The organism is Actinoplanes oblitus, assembly GCF_030252345.1.
Lineage (GTDB): Bacteria > Actinomycetota > Actinomycetes > Mycobacteriales > Micromonosporaceae > Actinoplanes > Actinoplanes oblitus.
Genome location: NZ_CP126980.1, coordinates 9,073,720 through 9,088,959, shown reverse-complemented (window position 1 = coordinate 9,088,959; position 15,240 = coordinate 9,073,720). Strand labels below are relative to the sequence as shown.

At 73.7% G+C, this 15,240-nt stretch carries 12 protein-coding genes; 6 read left to right on the top strand and 6 right to left on the bottom strand.

The features are described 5' to 3' along the window. Positions 1-100 precede the first annotated feature (100 nt). The 3 genes from Actob_RS40460 to deoC are packed head-to-tail and all read right to left on the bottom strand — an operon-like array spanning position 101 to position 3,352. A complete protein-coding gene (locus Actob_RS40460; protein WP_456319235.1) occupies positions 101-946 on the bottom strand; it encodes an aldehyde dehydrogenase family protein in 846 nt (281 codons plus the stop codon). Beyond that, positions 939-2,363 (bottom strand): aldehyde dehydrogenase family protein, encoded by a 1,425-nt coding sequence (locus Actob_RS40455; protein ID WP_284917257.1) that lies wholly within the window; start codon positions 2,361-2,363, stop codon positions 939-941. The genes Actob_RS40460 and Actob_RS40455 overlap by 8 nt, the downstream gene beginning before the upstream one ends. Before the next feature lie 59 nt (positions 2,364-2,422). Then, a complete protein-coding gene (gene deoC, locus Actob_RS40450) occupies positions 2,423-3,352 on the bottom strand; it encodes a deoxyribose-phosphate aldolase (protein WP_284917256.1) in 930 nt (309 codons plus the stop codon). A gap of 161 nt (positions 3,353-3,513) precedes the next feature. Between deoC and upp the strand changes: the two genes are divergently transcribed. Further along, the gene (upp, locus tag Actob_RS40445; RefSeq protein ID WP_284917255.1) at positions 3,514-4,146 is read left to right on the top strand and encodes a uracil phosphoribosyltransferase; all 633 of its coding nucleotides are present in this window, start codon (positions 3,514-3,516) and stop codon (positions 4,144-4,146) included. Between the two features lie 31 nt (positions 4,147-4,177). Here the strand turns inward: upp and Actob_RS40440 are convergent, their stop codons facing one another. Beyond that, on the bottom strand, positions 4,178-4,663 hold the full coding sequence (locus Actob_RS40440; RefSeq protein ID WP_284917254.1) for an NUDIX hydrolase: 486 nt from the start codon (positions 4,661-4,663) through the stop codon (positions 4,178-4,180). Positions 4,664-4,789: 126 nt separating this feature from the next. Here Actob_RS40440 and Actob_RS40435 point away from each other — a divergent pair, with 126 nt between their 5' ends. Genes Actob_RS40435 through Actob_RS40425 form a run of 3 tightly spaced genes read left to right on the top strand, consistent with a single transcriptional unit; the run spans position 4,790 to position 8,510 of the window. Beyond that, entirely contained in the window at positions 4,790-5,902 is a 1,113-nt protein-coding gene (locus tag Actob_RS40435; protein ID WP_407653499.1) for a DegT/DnrJ/EryC1/StrS family aminotransferase, read from the top strand. Between the two features lie 41 nt (positions 5,903-5,943). Then, complete coding sequence (locus Actob_RS40430; protein WP_407653745.1) at positions 5,944-6,969, top strand: Gfo/Idh/MocA family protein; 1,026 nt, start codon at positions 5,944-5,946, stop codon at positions 6,967-6,969. Beyond that, positions 6,969-8,510 (top strand): glycosyltransferase family 2 protein, encoded by a 1,542-nt coding sequence (locus tag Actob_RS40425; protein ID WP_284917251.1) that lies wholly within the window; start codon positions 6,969-6,971, stop codon positions 8,508-8,510. Before Actob_RS40430 ends, Actob_RS40425 begins: the two co-directional genes overlap by 1 nt. On the opposite strand, the gene Actob_RS40420 is transcribed toward Actob_RS40425, so the two are convergent. Both Actob_RS40420 and Actob_RS40415 read right to left on the bottom strand, forming a co-directional pair. Then, a complete protein-coding gene (locus Actob_RS40420) occupies positions 8,458-10,641 on the bottom strand; it encodes a glycosyltransferase family protein (protein ID WP_284917250.1) in 2,184 nt (727 codons plus the stop codon). The two genes, Actob_RS40425 and Actob_RS40420, sit on opposite strands and share 53 nt — an antisense overlap. Continuing rightward, positions 10,638-12,017, bottom strand: coding sequence for a glycosyltransferase family protein (locus Actob_RS40415; protein WP_284917249.1), 1,380 nt, complete (start codon positions 12,015-12,017; stop codon positions 10,638-10,640). Before Actob_RS40415 ends, Actob_RS40420 begins: the two co-directional genes overlap by 4 nt. 154 nt (positions 12,018-12,171) lie before the next feature. Between Actob_RS40415 and Actob_RS40410 the strand changes: the two genes are divergently transcribed. Then, positions 12,172-13,656, top strand: a complete 1,485-nt coding sequence (locus Actob_RS40410; protein WP_284922490.1) for a glycosyltransferase family 4 protein — start codon at positions 12,172-12,174, stop codon at positions 13,654-13,656. Then, the gene (locus Actob_RS40405) at positions 13,653-14,936 is read left to right on the top strand and encodes a nucleotide sugar dehydrogenase (RefSeq protein ID WP_284917248.1); all 1,284 of its coding nucleotides are present in this window, start codon (positions 13,653-13,655) and stop codon (positions 14,934-14,936) included. Before Actob_RS40410 ends, Actob_RS40405 begins: the two co-directional genes overlap by 4 nt. Positions 14,937-15,240 lie beyond the last annotated feature (304 nt).

The window sequence follows — 15,240 nt, the reverse complement described above, 5'->3', positions numbered from 1 at the left end:
TTGATCTGGGGGTGGGCGGACGGGTGACTACGGGCACATACCCTAGTCCGCAACGCTGTGTGACAGCGGCCCCGTCCCCTCCACTTTCCTCAGCGCGGGTCTAGTAACCCTTCGGATGCCAGACCGTCTTGGTCTCCAACAACGCGGTGATGGGTTGCAGACCGGGGTCGGCGAAGAAATCCACCGCACCGGTGGCGGGCCGGATCACCCGTTTCAGCGTGCCGGCGGCGGCCCGTTCCAGCTCGGCGGCCAGTTCCGGGTGCTCCACCCCGGTCAGGTCCAGCGCGTTCACGTCGGCGTGCGCGGCCAGCCAGGGTGCGGTCTCCGCGTAGCGCCCGGTGAGGATGTTCACCACCCCGCCCGGTACGTCCGAGGTCGCGAACACCTCGGCCAGCGTGATCGCGATCTGCGGGTCGGCGGCCAGCACCACCGCGGTGTTCCCGGTCACTATCGCCGGGGCGATCACGCTGACCAGGCCGAGCAGCGTGGCCGGGGCGACCACGGCGACCACGCCGGTCGGCTCGGGCGCGGAGATGTTGAAGAACGGCCCGGCCACCGGGTTGGCCCCGCCGGCCACCTGGGCGATCTTGTCGGACCAGCCGGCGTACCAGACCCAGCGGTCCACCGCGGCGTTCAGCTCGGTGTCGGAGACGCCCAGCGCGACGAACTCGGCCCGGCGCGCCTCCAGCATCTCGGCGACCCGGTAGAGCACCTGGCCGCGGTTGTACGCCGTCGCACCGGCCCACCCGCCCTGCGCCGCCCGGGCCGCGACCACCGCGTCACGGGCGTCCTTGCGCGAGGCGAGGGCCACGTTGTCGCCGTCTGCCACGAAGGTCCGTCCTGACTCGCTGCGCGGGAACTTGCCGCCGATGTAGAGCTTGTAGGTCTTGCGAACGGTCAGTCGCGTGGGTTCCGCGACCACTGCCGTCTTCGATGTCTTAGGCAAGGTACGCCTCCAGGCCGTGCCGGCCACCCTCCCGGCCGTAACCGGACTCCTTGTAACCGCCGAACGGCGACGCCGGGTCGAACTTGTTGAACGTGTTGGCCCAGACCACCCCGGCGCGCAGCTTGTCGGCGACGGCCAGGATCTGGGAGCCCTTCTCGGTCCAGACGCCGGCGGACAACCCGTACGGCGTGTTGTTCGCCTTCTCGATCGCCTCGGCCGGGGTGCGGAAGGTGAGCACCGACAGGACCGGCCCGAAGATCTCCTCCCGGGCGATCCGGTGCGCCTGGGTCACGCCGGTAAAGATGGTCGGCGCGAACCAGAACCCGCGGTCGGGCAGCTCGCAGGCCGGCGACCAGCGCTCCGCGCCCTCCTGCCCACCGATTTCCGTCAATTCGGTGATGCGCGCCAACTGCGCCGCTGAGTTGATCGCGCCGATGTCGGTGTTCTTGTCCAGCGGGTCGCCCAGCCGCAGCGTGCTCATCCGCCGTTTCAGGGACTCCAGCAGCTCCTGGGCGACGGACTCCTGCACCAGCAGGCGCGACCCGGCGCAACAGACGTGACCCTGGTTGAAGAAGATCCCGTTGACGATCCCCTCGACCGCCTGGTCGATCGGCGCGTCGTCGAAGACGATGTTCGCCGCCTTGCCGCCCAGCTCCAGGCTGAGCCGCTTGCCGGTGCCGGCCACCGTCCGGGCGATCTCCCGGCCCACCTCGGTCGAGCCGGTGAACGCCACCTTGTCGACGTCCGGGTGGGCCACCAGGTAGGCCCCGGTGTCGCCGGCCCCGGTGACGATGTTGACCACGCCCGGCGGCAGCTCGGCCTGCCGGCACACGTCGGCGAAGAAGAGCGCGGAGAGCGGGGTGGTCTCGGCCGGCTTGAGCACCACGGTGTTGCCGGTCGCCAGCGCCGGTGCGATCTTCCAGGCCAGCATCAGCAGCGGGAAGTTCCACGGGATGACCTGGCCGGCCACGCCGATCGGGCGGGGGTCCGGGCCGAAGCCGGCGTACGCCAGCTTGTCGGCCCAGCCCGCGTAGTAGAAGAAGTGCGCGGCGACCAGCGGCAGGTCGACGTCGCGCGACTCCCGGATCGGCTTGCCGTTGTCCAGCGACTCCAGGACGGCCAGTTCGCGGGATCGCTCCTGGATGATCCGGGCGATCCGGAACAGGTACTTGGCCCGTTCGGACCCGGGCAGGGCGGACCACTGCCCGAAGGCGCGGCGGGCCGCCGCGACCGCCCGGTCGACGTCCTCCGGGCCGGCCGAGGCGACCTCGGCGAGGACCTCCTCGGAGGCCGGGTTCACCGTCTTGAAGGTGCCACCCTCCCGGGCCGGGTCGAAGGCGCCGTCGATGAACAGTCCGTAGGAGGAGTCGAGGGAGACGACGGAGCGGGATTCGGGCGCCGGTGCGTATTCGAACATTGTCACCACGATTTTCTGCTTTTGAACCGCGGCGGAGCCGCCTTGGCGAGCACGGTCCCTCAGTCCAGGGTGAAGTAGTCGGGGCCGGCGTAGTGACCGGTGGTCAGCTTGGTGCGCTGCATCAGCAGGTCGTTGAGCAGGGAGGAGGCGCCGAACCGGAACCAGTCCGGGCTCAGCCAGTCGTCGCCGACGGTCTCGTTGATCAGCACCAGGTACTTGATGGCGTCCTTGGTGTTCTTGATCCCGCCGGCCGGCTTGACGCCGATCTGCCGGCCGTACCGCTCCCGGAAGTCGCGCACCGCCTCCAGCATCACCAGCGTGATCGGCAGCGTCGCGTTCACCGCGACCTTGCCGGTGGAGGTCTTGATGAAGTCGGCGCCGGCCAGCATGGCCAGCCACGAGGCGCGCCGGACGTTGTCGTAGGTGGCCAACTCGCCGGTCTCCAGGATCACCTTGAGGTGCGCGCCGCCGCACGCCTCCTTGACCGCGACGATCTCGTCGAACACCTTGGCGTAGTCGCCGGCCAGGAACGCGCCCCGGCTGATCACCATGTCGACCTCATCGGCACCGGCCGCCACCGCGGCCCGGGTGTCGGCCAGTTTCACCTCGAGCGGGGCCTGGCCGGACGGGAACGCGGTGGCCACGCTGGCCAGGTGCACCCCGGAGCCGGCCAGCGCGGCCGCGGCCACCGGCACCATGGCCGGGTAGACGCAGATCGCGGCGACCGGCGGGCAACTCGGGTCGGCCGGGTCGGGCCGCCGCCCCTTGGCGCACAGGGCGCGCACCTTGCCGGGCGTGTCGGCGCCCTCGAGAGTGGTGAGATCGACCATCCGGATCGCCAGGTCGATGGCTTTCGCCTTGCTGCTCGTCTTCACCGATCGGGTGCCGAGCGCGGCCGCCCTCGCCTCCACGCCCACCTTGTCGACCCCGGGGAGGCCGTGCAGGAAGGAGCGGAGATCGGACAGCCCGATGGGCGCTGTCGCAGTCATGAAAGCGATTCTAGGTTCTGTCTCGTGGATCGCGTGGGAGTGAGGCGAGGTCCCGGCGTCGGGTGCCGGCTGGGGCCCCGCCGCAGCCCCACCCGACCCACGAGACAGAACCTTGCCGACCCGGCGGGAGTTGATCTTGGAGGAACGGTAGGTTGGGGGCCGTGGACGTCCTTGTCGTAGATCACCCGCTGGCTCAGACCCGGCTCACCGCGATGCGCCGGACCGAGACCGAGTCCGGTGTCTTCCGCGCCTCCCTGCACGAGTTGACCACCATGGTGGTCTACGAGGCCGCCCGCCTCTTCGCCATCGAGAAGTACCCGATCGAGACCCCGGTCGCGCGCACCGAGGGCACCCGGCTGGCCAACCCGCCGCTGATCGTGCCGGTGCTGCGGGCCGGCCTGGGCATGGCGGACGCCGCCCTGGCGCTGCTGCCCGAGTCGTCGATGGGCTTCGTCGGGCTGGCCCGCGACGAGGAGACCCACGAGCCGCGCGCCTACATGGAGTCGCTGCCGGCCGACCTCTCCGGGCAGCCGGTGCTGGTCCTCGACCCGATGCTGGCCACCGGCGGCTCGCTGATCCACTGCTGCGAGCTGCTCGCCGACCGGGGCTGCACCGACATCATCGTCTGCTGCGTGCTGGCCGCCCCGGAGGGCGTCGAGCGCCTGCGGAACTCCGGCCTGCCGCTGCGCCTGATCACCGCCTCGATCGACGAGGGCCTCAACGAGAAGGCGTACATCGTGCCGGGCCTCGGCGACGCGGGCGACCGCCAGTTCGGCGGCATGCGGAGATTCTGAGAACCCCTTTCCGGTACGCGTCGAGCACCGGTCACGTGGTGTAGGACCAGGACACCGCCTTGCCGGAGGCGAACGGCATGACGCCGTGGAAGACGGTCGGGGAGTCGGCGAACACCAACGGCAGGAAATGCCGGTCCGACTCCCACATCGGCAGTTTCCCGGCGAGCAGGTCGGCCCGCTCCACCCAGTGCAGCGACCCCTCGTCGTTGGCGGTTCTCGGCGTCCCGGTCCAGACCGGGATCCGGAACAGGAAACCGAACCAGTTCTCCCCGCCCCGCCCGAACCCGGGCCACGAGATGGTGCCGGCGAAGTCGAGCGGGCCGCACGCCAGCCCGGCCTCCTCGGCGATCTCGCGGCGCATCCCGCCGGCCACGTCCTCGTCCGGCTCCAGCTTCCCGCCGAGCCCGTTGTAGTAGCCGAAGTGGATGTCGTCCGGCCGGGTGTCCCGGCGGATCATCAGCACCCGTGCGGAATCGGGCGACAAAACGTAACCCAGCGTGGCGAGTACCGCCCGCATGCGCGTCTCCTGTCGACATGAAGTGACAGCAGCGCACCTTAGGCGAAAAGCACCGGTTGGTGCGGTAATGTGACTCGCGCCACCCCCAGGTAACAGCAGGTGATCGCCCCGTCACGGACGGGGCGGATGCCGCCTGCCTCTGGTGAGGGAGCACGAGTGACGGCGTCCATTCCACCGGCCCGCCCGGTGATCGGCCCGGACGAGATCGCCGCCGCGGTCCGGGTGCTCGGCAGTGGGCTGGTCGTGCAGGGGCCGGAGGTCGCCGCGTTCGAGGAGGAGTTCGCCGCGGTGGTCGCCGGGCGGCACTGCGTCGCCGTCAACTCGGGCACCTCGGCGCTGTACCTGACCCTGCTGGCGCTCGGCCTGGGACCGGGCGACGAGGTGATCGTCCCGTCGTTCTCGTTCGCCGCCACCGCCAACGCGGTCCGGCTGGCCGGCGCCACCCCGGTCTTCGCCGACATCGAGCCCGGCTCGTTCTGCCTGGACCCGGCCGCGGCGGCCGCGGCGATCACCAGCCGGACCGTCGCGATCATGCCGGTCCACCTGTACGGCCACCCGGCCGCGATGGACCGGATCATGCCGCTCGCCGCCCGGCACGGCCTGGCCGTGGTGGAGGACGCCGCCCAGGCGCACGCCGCCGCCCTGCACGGCGTCCCGGCCGGCGCGTTCGGCGTGGCCGGCTGCTTCAGCTTCTATCCGACCAAGAACATGCACTCGCTGGAAGGCGGCATGATCACCACCGCCGACCCGGAGCTGGCCCGGCGGCTGCGGCTGCTGCGCAACCAGGGGATGGAGCAGCGGTACCAGAACGAGGTGGTGGGCGCGAACCTGCGGCTCACCGACGTGGCCGCGGCGATCGGGCGGGTGCAGCTGGGCCGGCTGGCCGGGTGGACCGAGCGGCGGCGGGCCAACGCGGCGTTCCTCGACGAGCACCTGGCCGGTGTGCTCACCCCGCCGGTGGCGGCCGGCGCGCGGCACGTCTACCACCAGTACACGGTGCGGGTGCCGGGGAGCCGGGACGCGTTCCGGGCCGCGCTCACCGAGCGTGGGGTGGGTAACGCGGTGTACTACCCGACGCCGATCCACCGGCTCCGGCCGTACGCGAACGGCACCACCCACCTGCCGGAAACCGACCTGGCGGCCGCCGAGGTCGTCTCCCTGCCGGTCTTCCCCACCCTGACCGGGGCCGAGCTGGAGCGGATCGCCGAGGCCGTGAACAGCGCCGCGGTGCCGGCGTGAGCCGGCCGGCGCTGCGGGCCGGCCTGATCGGGCTGGGCGCGATGGGCCGCCACCACGCCCGGGTGCTCCACGCGCTGGCCGGCGTCGAACTGGCCGGCGTGCTCGACCCGGCGCCCGCGACGACCGGGCCCTACGGCGTACCGGTGGTCCGCGAGCTGGGCGATCTGCTCGCGCTCGGCATCGACTACGCGGTGCTGGCCGTGCCGACCGCGCTGCACGAGGAGATCGGCCTGCGGCTGGCCGAGGCCGGCGTGCACACGATGATCGAGAAGCCGCTGGCGCCGTCGGTGCCGGCCGCCCGGCGGCTGGCCGACGCGTTCGCGAGCCGGGGACTGGTCGGCGCGGTCGGGCACATCGAGCGCTACAACCCGGCCCTGCAGAGCCTGCGGGCCCGGCTGGAGGGCGGCGAGCTGGGCGAGATCTATCAGATCGTGACCCGCCGGCAGGGGCCGTTCCCGGGGCGGATCGCCGACGTCGGGGTGGTGATGGACCTGGCCACCCACGACATCGACCTGACCGCCTGGGTGACCGGCCGGTCCTACCTGCAGGTGGCGGCCCGGACCGCCGCCCGCAGCGGCCGCCCACACGAGGACATGGTGTCGGCGGTGGCCGGCCTGGCGGGCGGCCTGATGGCCAACCACCTGGTCAACTGGCTGAGCCCGTTCAAGGAGCGGTTCACCGTGATCACCGGCGAGCGGGGCAGCTTCGTGGCCGACACGCTCACCGCCGACCTCACCTTCTACGCCAACGGCGCGATCGGTACCGAATGGGAGGCGCTGCGCACCTTCCGGGGCGTCGCCGAGGGCGACATGGTCCGCTACGCCATCCCGAAGCGGGAGCCGCTGCTGGTGGAGCACGAACGGTTCCGGGACGCGGTGCTCGGCGAATCCCGGGACACGGTCACCCTGCGCCAGGCGACGCGGACCGTGGAGGTGGCCGAGGCGCTGCTGCGCTCGGCCCGCGAGGGCGGCACCGTGGACGTGCCGGTCGAGGCGCCGGACCCGGTCGCCGCGCATCCGCACCGGTCGCCGTCGCCGCGGGAATGGCTCACGGAACGCGTGAGCTAGTGACCGCACCGGTTCCGGACGTGACGGTGGTGGTCGCGGTCTACAACACGATGCCCTATCTGACCGGGTGCCTGGAGTCGATCCTCACCCAGACCATCGGTACCGACCGGCTCCAGGTGATCGCCGTCGACGACGGCTCCACCGACGGCGGCGGTGCCGAGCTGGACGCCTGGGCGGCCCGGTTCCCGCGGACCCTGACCGTGCTGCGCCAGCCGAACTCCGGCGGGCCGGCCGGTCCCAGCAACCGGGCGCTGGAGCGGGCCACCGGGCGCTACGTCTTCTTCGTCGGCGCCGACGACCGGCTCGGCCCGCAGGCCCTGGAGCGGCTGGTGGCGGCGGCCGACGAGACGGGCGCCGACATCGTGCTGGGCCGGTTGGTCGGGGCCGGCGGCCGGCGCGTCGACCAGTCGGTCTTCGCCGGCGGCGACCGGGACGCGATCACCCTGGCCGGCTCGCCGCTGGCCTGGGCGCTCTCCAACACCAAGCTGTTCCGCCGGGCGCTGATCGAGGAGCACCGGATCCGGTTCCCGGAGGACATGGCGTCCTGCTCGGACCAGCCGTTCACGATCCGGGCGGTGCTCGCCGCCCGGCGGATCGCGGTGCGCACCGGCTACGACTTCTACTACGCGATCCGCCGCACCGACGCCAGCAACATCACCTTCCGGACCCCGGTCACCCGGCTGCTGCACGACACCGCGCTGCTGCTGGCCCGGGCCGCCGATCTGGTCACCGAGCCGCGCGCCCGGCACAACCTGCTGGTCCGGCACTTCTCCTGGGAGGTCGGCAAACTGCTCGGCGAGCGCTTCCTGGCGGCGGGCCCGGCCGACCGGGAGGCCGTCCACCGGGGTGTCGGCGCGCTGGCCGGCGCGTACCTGACCGAGGAGGCCCGGCGCGCCCTGCCGGTCCGGCACCGGGCGGCGATCAGCCTGGCCCAGCACGGCACCGTCGCCGACGTGCTGGCGGTGGCCCGGCACTACGCCGAGCACCGGCTGCGCCCGGCGGTCGCCGAGGCCGGCCGCTACTACGTGGCGTTCCCCGGCTTCCGGGCCGCCGGCCGGGACTTCCCGGACGAGTGGTTCGACGCCACCGCCGAGGTCCTCGCGATCGACCGGCAGGACGGCCCGGCGGTGGTCGGCTGGGGCCGCGGCCCGGACGGCCGCCCGGCGCTGCTGCTGCGCTGGCCCACCTGGATCCCGCGGCAGGCCGGCGAGCCGGCGCCGGTGGTGAAGGTGCGGCGCGGGCCCAGCGTGCCGGCCGAGCTGAGCCGGGCCACGGCCGGCGCCGTGATCCCGGTCGACGACCTGGTACGCGGCGAGTCGCACGGCCGGTTCCGGGACATCACGTTCCGGCGGGGAACGCTGAAGTACCCGGTGACCGCCGCCGACGTCTCCGCGGCGGGCCGCCGGCTGCACCGGGTCGGCGGGCGGTTCTTCCTGGTCGCCGTGGTGCGCGGGCCGGACGACCGGGTCGGGGTGGAGGTCCGGCCGATCACCGTGCGGCGGGTGGCCGCCCGGCTGCGCCGGACGCTGCGGCGCGGGTGAGCCGGGTACCCAGGATCAGCTCGTCGTAGCCGCCGGCGGTCACCGACCAGTCCCAGGTGGCCAGGGCGTGTTCGGCGGCGGCCGCGCCGGCCGCCCGCCAGATCGCCGCGGTGGCGGTCTCGGCCAGGATCCGCCGGACCGCCTCGGCCGGGTCGCGCACCACCCAGCCGGCCGGGAAGATGCTCCGCGCGCCGGCCCGCTGCCCGGCGAAGAACGGCCAGTCCCGGACCACCGGCACCGCCCCGCTGGCCGCCCCCTCGATCAGGCCCAGGTGGAAGCTCTCCCGGACCGACGTGCTCAGCACCACGCCGACCTCGGTGAGCGCGCCCGGCACGTCGTCGGTCTGTCCGGCACGCACCAGCGCGCCGCGCCCGTCCAGCTCGGCCAGCTCGGCGGCGTACCCGGCGAAGTAGGCGGCCGAGACCGCGTTCGGTCCCTCGTCCAGCTCCTTGCCGATCAGCATCAGCCGGTACCGCTCGTCGTGCCGGCGCAGCTCGCGCAGCACCCGCAGGGCCCAGCGCGGGTCCTTGGCGATCGCGCCCACCCCGACCAGGCCCAGGGTGAACCGGGCGGTGTCCGGTTTCGGCAGGCGGTACCGGTCCAGCCGGGCCGCGTTGGTGAGCACCGGGGTACGCGGTGCGCCCGGCTGCCGCAGCCGGGGGATCGCCGCGGTGGCGAACTCGCGCAGCGGCTCGGAGACGAACACCAGGTCGTCCACCCGGGACAGGTCGAGCAGGTGCGGGAAGACGGTGAACGCCTCGTAGCTGTGCAGCCGGACGATCACCCGGGCCGGGCCGGGATCGAGGGTGGCCAGCATCGCGGCGTGGCCCAGGCACCAGTCGACGAAGACGGTGTCGGCCCACGCCAGGTCCGGCGCGAACACCTCGCGCAGCGCGTCGCCGTAGTCCGAGGCGCCGCCGAGCTGGTGCCGGATCAGCCGGCCGGTCCGCTTGCTGAGCAGGGTGGCCGCCGGATCGGCGGTGAGTTCCAGGTGACGCACCTCGACGTCCGGATGGGCCCGGTACCGCTCGATGATCTCGGTGAGGAAGTAGACGTTGGTGTGCGTGACGAAGAGCAGCCGGTGCGGCCGTCCGTCCGGCGGCGGCGCCGCCGGGACCCGCCGGCCGCGCGGGGCGGCGAGTGCCCTCCCGGTCGCGCTGGCGTGCAGATCGCCGAGATTCCGGTACGGATCCCGCGCGCTCGGCGACTCCAGCGAGTCGAAGTGCACCGCCCGGTGGAACAGCAGCGGAATGACCTTGGCGAACCGCCGGGTCGCCTCGGTCAGGTCGTCCCGGGCCAGCGCCAGGTCGGCCAGGCGCAGCTGGGCGGCCGCCGCGGCGCGCAGGAACACCGGGATCCGGCCGGCCGCGAACTCCGCCTGTGCCGCCGTCTCCAGGCTGTCGGCGACGGCCACGGTGGGCCGGGCGCGCCGGGCGGCCGCCGCCCGGACCAGTCCCGCCTCGTCCGGCAGCCCCAGCTCCACGAGCCGCCCGGCGACCCGTTCGGTCCACCGCAGCCGCCGTGCGTCGCCGAGCAGCGGGGCGCCGAGCAGCAGCCGCCAGGCCCGCCGGCCGTGTGGGTCGCGCAGCACCCGGCGCCCGGATCCCTTCCGGGCCACCCGTTCCACCAGCCGGTCGGCCCGCTCGCCGAGTGCCTCGGCGGCCACCGCCGGGGACGGTCCCGGGCGCAGCAATCGGCGCAGCCGGTACCGGCCGGGCGCGCCGGCCCGCGCGGCCACCGCCCGCAGCGCCGGGGTCAGCCCGTTGACCGCGTCGGCGGCCCGGTGGCGCCGGGCGAGCTGCCAGACCGTGTGCACCGCGTGCGGATCCAGCGCGACCAGCACGTCGGCCGCCCGGGCCAGGGACCGCAGCCGGCGGTCGTGCCGGGCGCGCAGCCAGAGCTTGCGGCCCTTCCCGGCGTCCGGGTACGCCCGCTTGTCCGGCCGGGGCAGCTGTCTGGCCGTGCGGATGGCGTGCACCGTCGCACCGCCGCCGGGCAGCGCGATCCGCTCGGCCGGGGCGCCGGCGGCCAGGGTGATCAGGGCGCCCGACGCGCGCAGCCGCCGCAGGGTGTCGGCGAGCACGGCGGGCCGACCGGGCACCCCGTTGCTGACGATCAGGACCCGGGTCACCGGACCGCCTCGGTGACCCGGCGGACGGCCGGCGCGAGCTGCGCGGCCCTGGCGAACCGGGCGGCCGCCGCCCGGGTGGCCGCCCGCTGCCCGGGGGTGGCGGTCAGGGCCAGCTTGGCGGCGGTCTTGAACGACTCGGCCAGCCGGTCGGCGTCCGGCCCGGCCGCGCCGGTCCAGAGCGGGTTGCCGTCCAGCACGAACGACGCGTCGTGCTCCGGCTCGTGCGCGGAGACCACCGGCAGCCCGCTGGCGTACGCCTCGTACACCTTCCCCGAGGTCATGTACCGGCCGCCGGGGACGATCAGGACCAGCGCGTCCCACTCGCCGTAGACGGCGGCCACCTCCGCCTTCGGCACCGGCCCGCCGAACCGCACGCCGTCCGGCCCGGCCGCGCGCAGCATCTCCGCGTACGCGTTGTCCTCGCGTGCCGCACCGGCCCCGATGTGCCCGCGCAGCTCGAAGCCGGCGTTGGCGAGCAGCGGGTCCTCCGCCCGGGCGATCCGCCAGCCGTCCAGCACCGCGCCGAGCAGCGGCACCGGGAAGGTGATCGTCCCCAGGTAACCGAAGCGCAGCCCGCGTTCCGGGTCCGGGGCACGGAACCCGCGCGGCACGCTGTCGTCGTCGTACCCGTTGCGCACCACGTGCACCCGGGCGGCGACGGCCGGGTAGCGCCGGCGGTAGTGCCCGGCGATGGGGTCGTTGACCGTCCACACCTCCAGGGCCGAGCCGAGCACCCGGCTCTCCCAGCGCCCGGCGATCGAGCCGGGCGGGAAGGCCACCTCGCCGCCGAGCACGTCGATCGACCAGCCGTCCCGGAAGTCCACCACGTACGGCACCCGGTGCCGTTCCCACAGCGCCCAGGTGGGTGCCAGGGTCACGTACGGCGCGCAGGTGGTGACCAGCAGGTCGGCCGGGTCGCGCCGGTGCAGCCGCAGGATCGCCTCGGTCAGCGCGGGCGCCCAGCCGCCGAACGACGGCTCCGGGAAGACGGCCAGGCGCCGCTGCCGGACCTCGGCCGCCCAGGCCGCCGGGTCGAGGGAGCGGGCCCTGGAGAAGTGGCGGATCTCGGTGTCCAGCTCCTCGCGCCGCAGCGGCAGCTCGACCACCCGGATCGCCGGGTGCACGTCCGCGGACAGGCTGTGGTCCAGGCCGAACTCGCGTTCCCAGGCCTCCTGGCAGATGGTCAGCACCGTCACGTCCCAGCCGTGCGCGTACAGCTGGTTGGCGGTCTCGCGCATCCGGTACGCCGAGCTCTTGGCGGCCGGCGGGAACCCGATCGCCAGGTAGTACGCGTGCGGCCGGCCGTGGCCGGGGCGCCGGCGCGGCCCGGTCACCCGGGCCCAGCGCCGGCCGATCGAGTGGTGCGATTTTTCCATCGTGGTTCAGCTCATGTCGTAGCCGGAGGGTGCCCTGTTCGGCGGTTACCTTTGTTCCAGAATCATACGTTTTACGCAGCCCCGTGCGGTTTTTCGACGGAAAGAGAGCGCGATGGACTTGGCCGCGACCGGCCCGGCCGGACGGCGGATCGTCATGCTCGTCGACAACGGGGTGAACGGCGACTCGCGGGTGCAGAAGCAGGCCCGATCGGCCGCCGAGGCCGGCTTCGAGGTGATCCTGCTGGGCCGCTCGCCGGACGGCGCGGAGCACACCTGGACCCTCGGCCCGGCCCGGGTCCGGCTGCTGCCGATGCCCACCCCGCTGCACAAGCGCCCGCACGAGTTCCGCCGGCGCTGGGTGGTGGCGCCGCTGGCGTACCCGCCGACCGGGGTGGGCGCGCGGCGGGCCCAGGCGATCAAGGCGTGGCGGGCCGACCTGCGGGTACGCCGGGCGATGGAGCCCCGCGGGCTGCCCGCCGCGTTGCTGCGCGCCGAGTCGCTGGCGGCCCGGGCCACCGGCAAGTGGGTGAGCCTGCGACGGCGGCAGACCACCCGGTCGCGGGCCGCCCGCAAGCGGCTGGACACCCCGGTGGACCGGCTGTACACCTGGTTCTGGCGGGCCGCGCTGGGCGATCGGTCGTGGCGGCGGATCGAGCCCGGGCTGTGGGACTGGGAGCTGGCGTACGGAAAGGTCGTCGACGAGCTGGCGCCGGACCTGATCCACGCCAACGACTTCCGGATGCTCGGCGTCGGCGCCCGGGCCAAGATCCGGGCGCGGGCCGGGGGGCGGGACGTCAAGCTGGTCTGGGACGCGCACGAGTTCCTGCCGGGTGTCCGGCCGTGGACCGAGCACGCCCGCTGGCGGCTCGGGCACATGGCGCACGAGCGGGAGTACGCGCCGTACGCCGACGCCGTCACCACCGTCTCCGACGACCTGGCCGGCATGCTGCGCACCGCGCACGACCTGCCTCGCCGGCCACGGGTGATCCTCAACGCGCCGGCCGTCGACCACGGGCCGGACGAGCCCGCCGGCCAGCCGGGTGCCGACCTGCGCGCGACGTGCGGGATCGGCCCGGACACCCCGCTGCTGGTCTACAGCGGCGCCGCGGCACCGCAGCGCGGGCTGGACATCATGGTCGAGGCGCTGCCCCGGCAGCCCGGCGTGCACGTCGCGCTGGTCACCAACAACCACCACGGCGCGTACCTGACCGGGCTGGGCCGGCGGGCCGAGGAACTCGGCGTCCGGGACCGGGTGCACGTGCTGCCCTACGTGCCGCACTGGCAGGTGGTGCCGATGCTGGCCGGCGCGGACGCCGGGGTGATCCCGATCCACCACTGGCCGAACCACGAGATCGCGCTGATCACCAAGTTCTTCGAGTACTCGCACGCCCGGCTGCCGCTGGTGGTCAGCGACGTGCGGACGATGGCCGCGACGGTCCGCGAGACCGGCCAGGGCGAGGTCTTCCAGGCCCGGGAACTCGACGACTACCTGCGGGCGGTGCGGCAGGTGCTGGCCGACCCGGTGCGCTACCGGGCGGCGTACGAGAAGCCCGGCCTGCTCGACACCTGGACCTGGGACACCCAGGCGGAGGTGCTGATCGACGTCTACCGGGGACTGCTGGAGGAGAGGGCCGGATGAGGATCTGCGTGGTGGGCCTGGGCAAGATCGGGCTGCCGCTCGCCGTCCAGTTCGCGGGCAAGGGGCACACCGTGTTCGGCGCCGACGTGGCCGAGCCGACCGTCCGGGCGGTCAACGACGGCCTGGTCCCGTTCCCCGGCGAGGCCGACCTGGACGTGCGGCTCAAGGAGGCGGTCAGCGCCGGCCTGCTCACCGCGACCACCGGCACCAGCGCGGCGGTCGCCGAGTCGGACGCGGTCGTGGTGGTGGTGCCGCTCTTCGTGGACGTCGCCGGGCAGCCGGACTTCGGCTGGATGGAGTCGGCCACCCGGGACATCGCCCGCGGGCTGCGCCCCGGGACGCTGGTCAGCTACGAGACGACGCTGCCGGTCGGCACCACCCGGCAGCGCTGGGCGCCGCTGCTGCGGGAGGGCTCCGGCCTGGTCGCCGGGGAGGACTTCGACCTGGTGTTCAGCCCGGAGCGGGTGCTCACCGGCCGGGTCTTCGCCGACCTGCGCAGGTATCCCAAGCTGGTGGGCGGGGTGAACGCCACGTCGGCGGCGCGCGGGGTGGCGTTCTACCGGGCGGTGCTGGACTTCGACGAGCGCGCCGGTCTGCCCCGGCCCAACGGTGTCTGGGACCTGGGCAGCGCCGAGGCCGCCGAACTGGCGAAACTGGCCGAGACGACGTACCGGGACGTGAACATCGGGCTGGCCAACCAGTTCGCCAGGTACGCCGACACGCTCGGCATCGACGTCCAGACCGTGATCGAGGCGTGCAACACGCAGCCGTACAGCCACCTCCACACGCCGGGGATCGCCGTCGGCGGGCACTGCATCCCGGTCTACCCGCGGCTGTACCTGTGGAACGACCCGGCCGCCACGGTGGTCCGGGCCGCCCGGGAGGCGAACGCCGGGATGCCCGGGTACGCGGTGGACCTGCTCGAGGCCGCCGTGGGTGACCTGGCCTGCCAGACGGTGCTGGTGCTCGGGGCGGCGTACCGGGGCGGGGTGAAGGAGACGGCGTTCTCCGGGGTGTTCCCCACGGTGGCGGAGTTGCGGCGGCGCGGGGCCACGCCGTACGTGTCGGATCCGATGTTCTCGGCCGCCGAGCTGACCGCCCTCGGCCTGCCGCCCTGGACCGGGGAGGCGGCCGAGGCGGCGATCGTGCAGGCCGACCACGCCGAGTACCGCGCGCTCACCCCGGCCGACCTGCCCGGCGTGCGGGTGCTGGTGGACGGCCGGCGGGTCACCGATCCGGCGAATCTGCCGGGCATCCGGCGCCTCGTGATCGGCGGTTGACCACCGTCGGCGGCGGGCACCGTGAGCAGGGCGTACGCGAGGGTCGGATTTTATCGCAAGACTGGTCAGGCGCGGCGAAGAGCCGATTAACTGCACCCCAAGGGGGTCCTGCCGGGGGGTTGCCGACGGATGAGATGATCGCGGGGTGATCGGGGGTGGCGCTCCCTGCCATCCGGTCTCGACGTCATGCTCGCGAGGCGCGGTGGCCCGCGACGACCGTAGACTCGTCGATCTGCCGGGCAACCGCCCCAGCGGATCGAGTGCCGGTCACCCGTGAACGGGACCCCGTCGTGGTCGGGGGAGA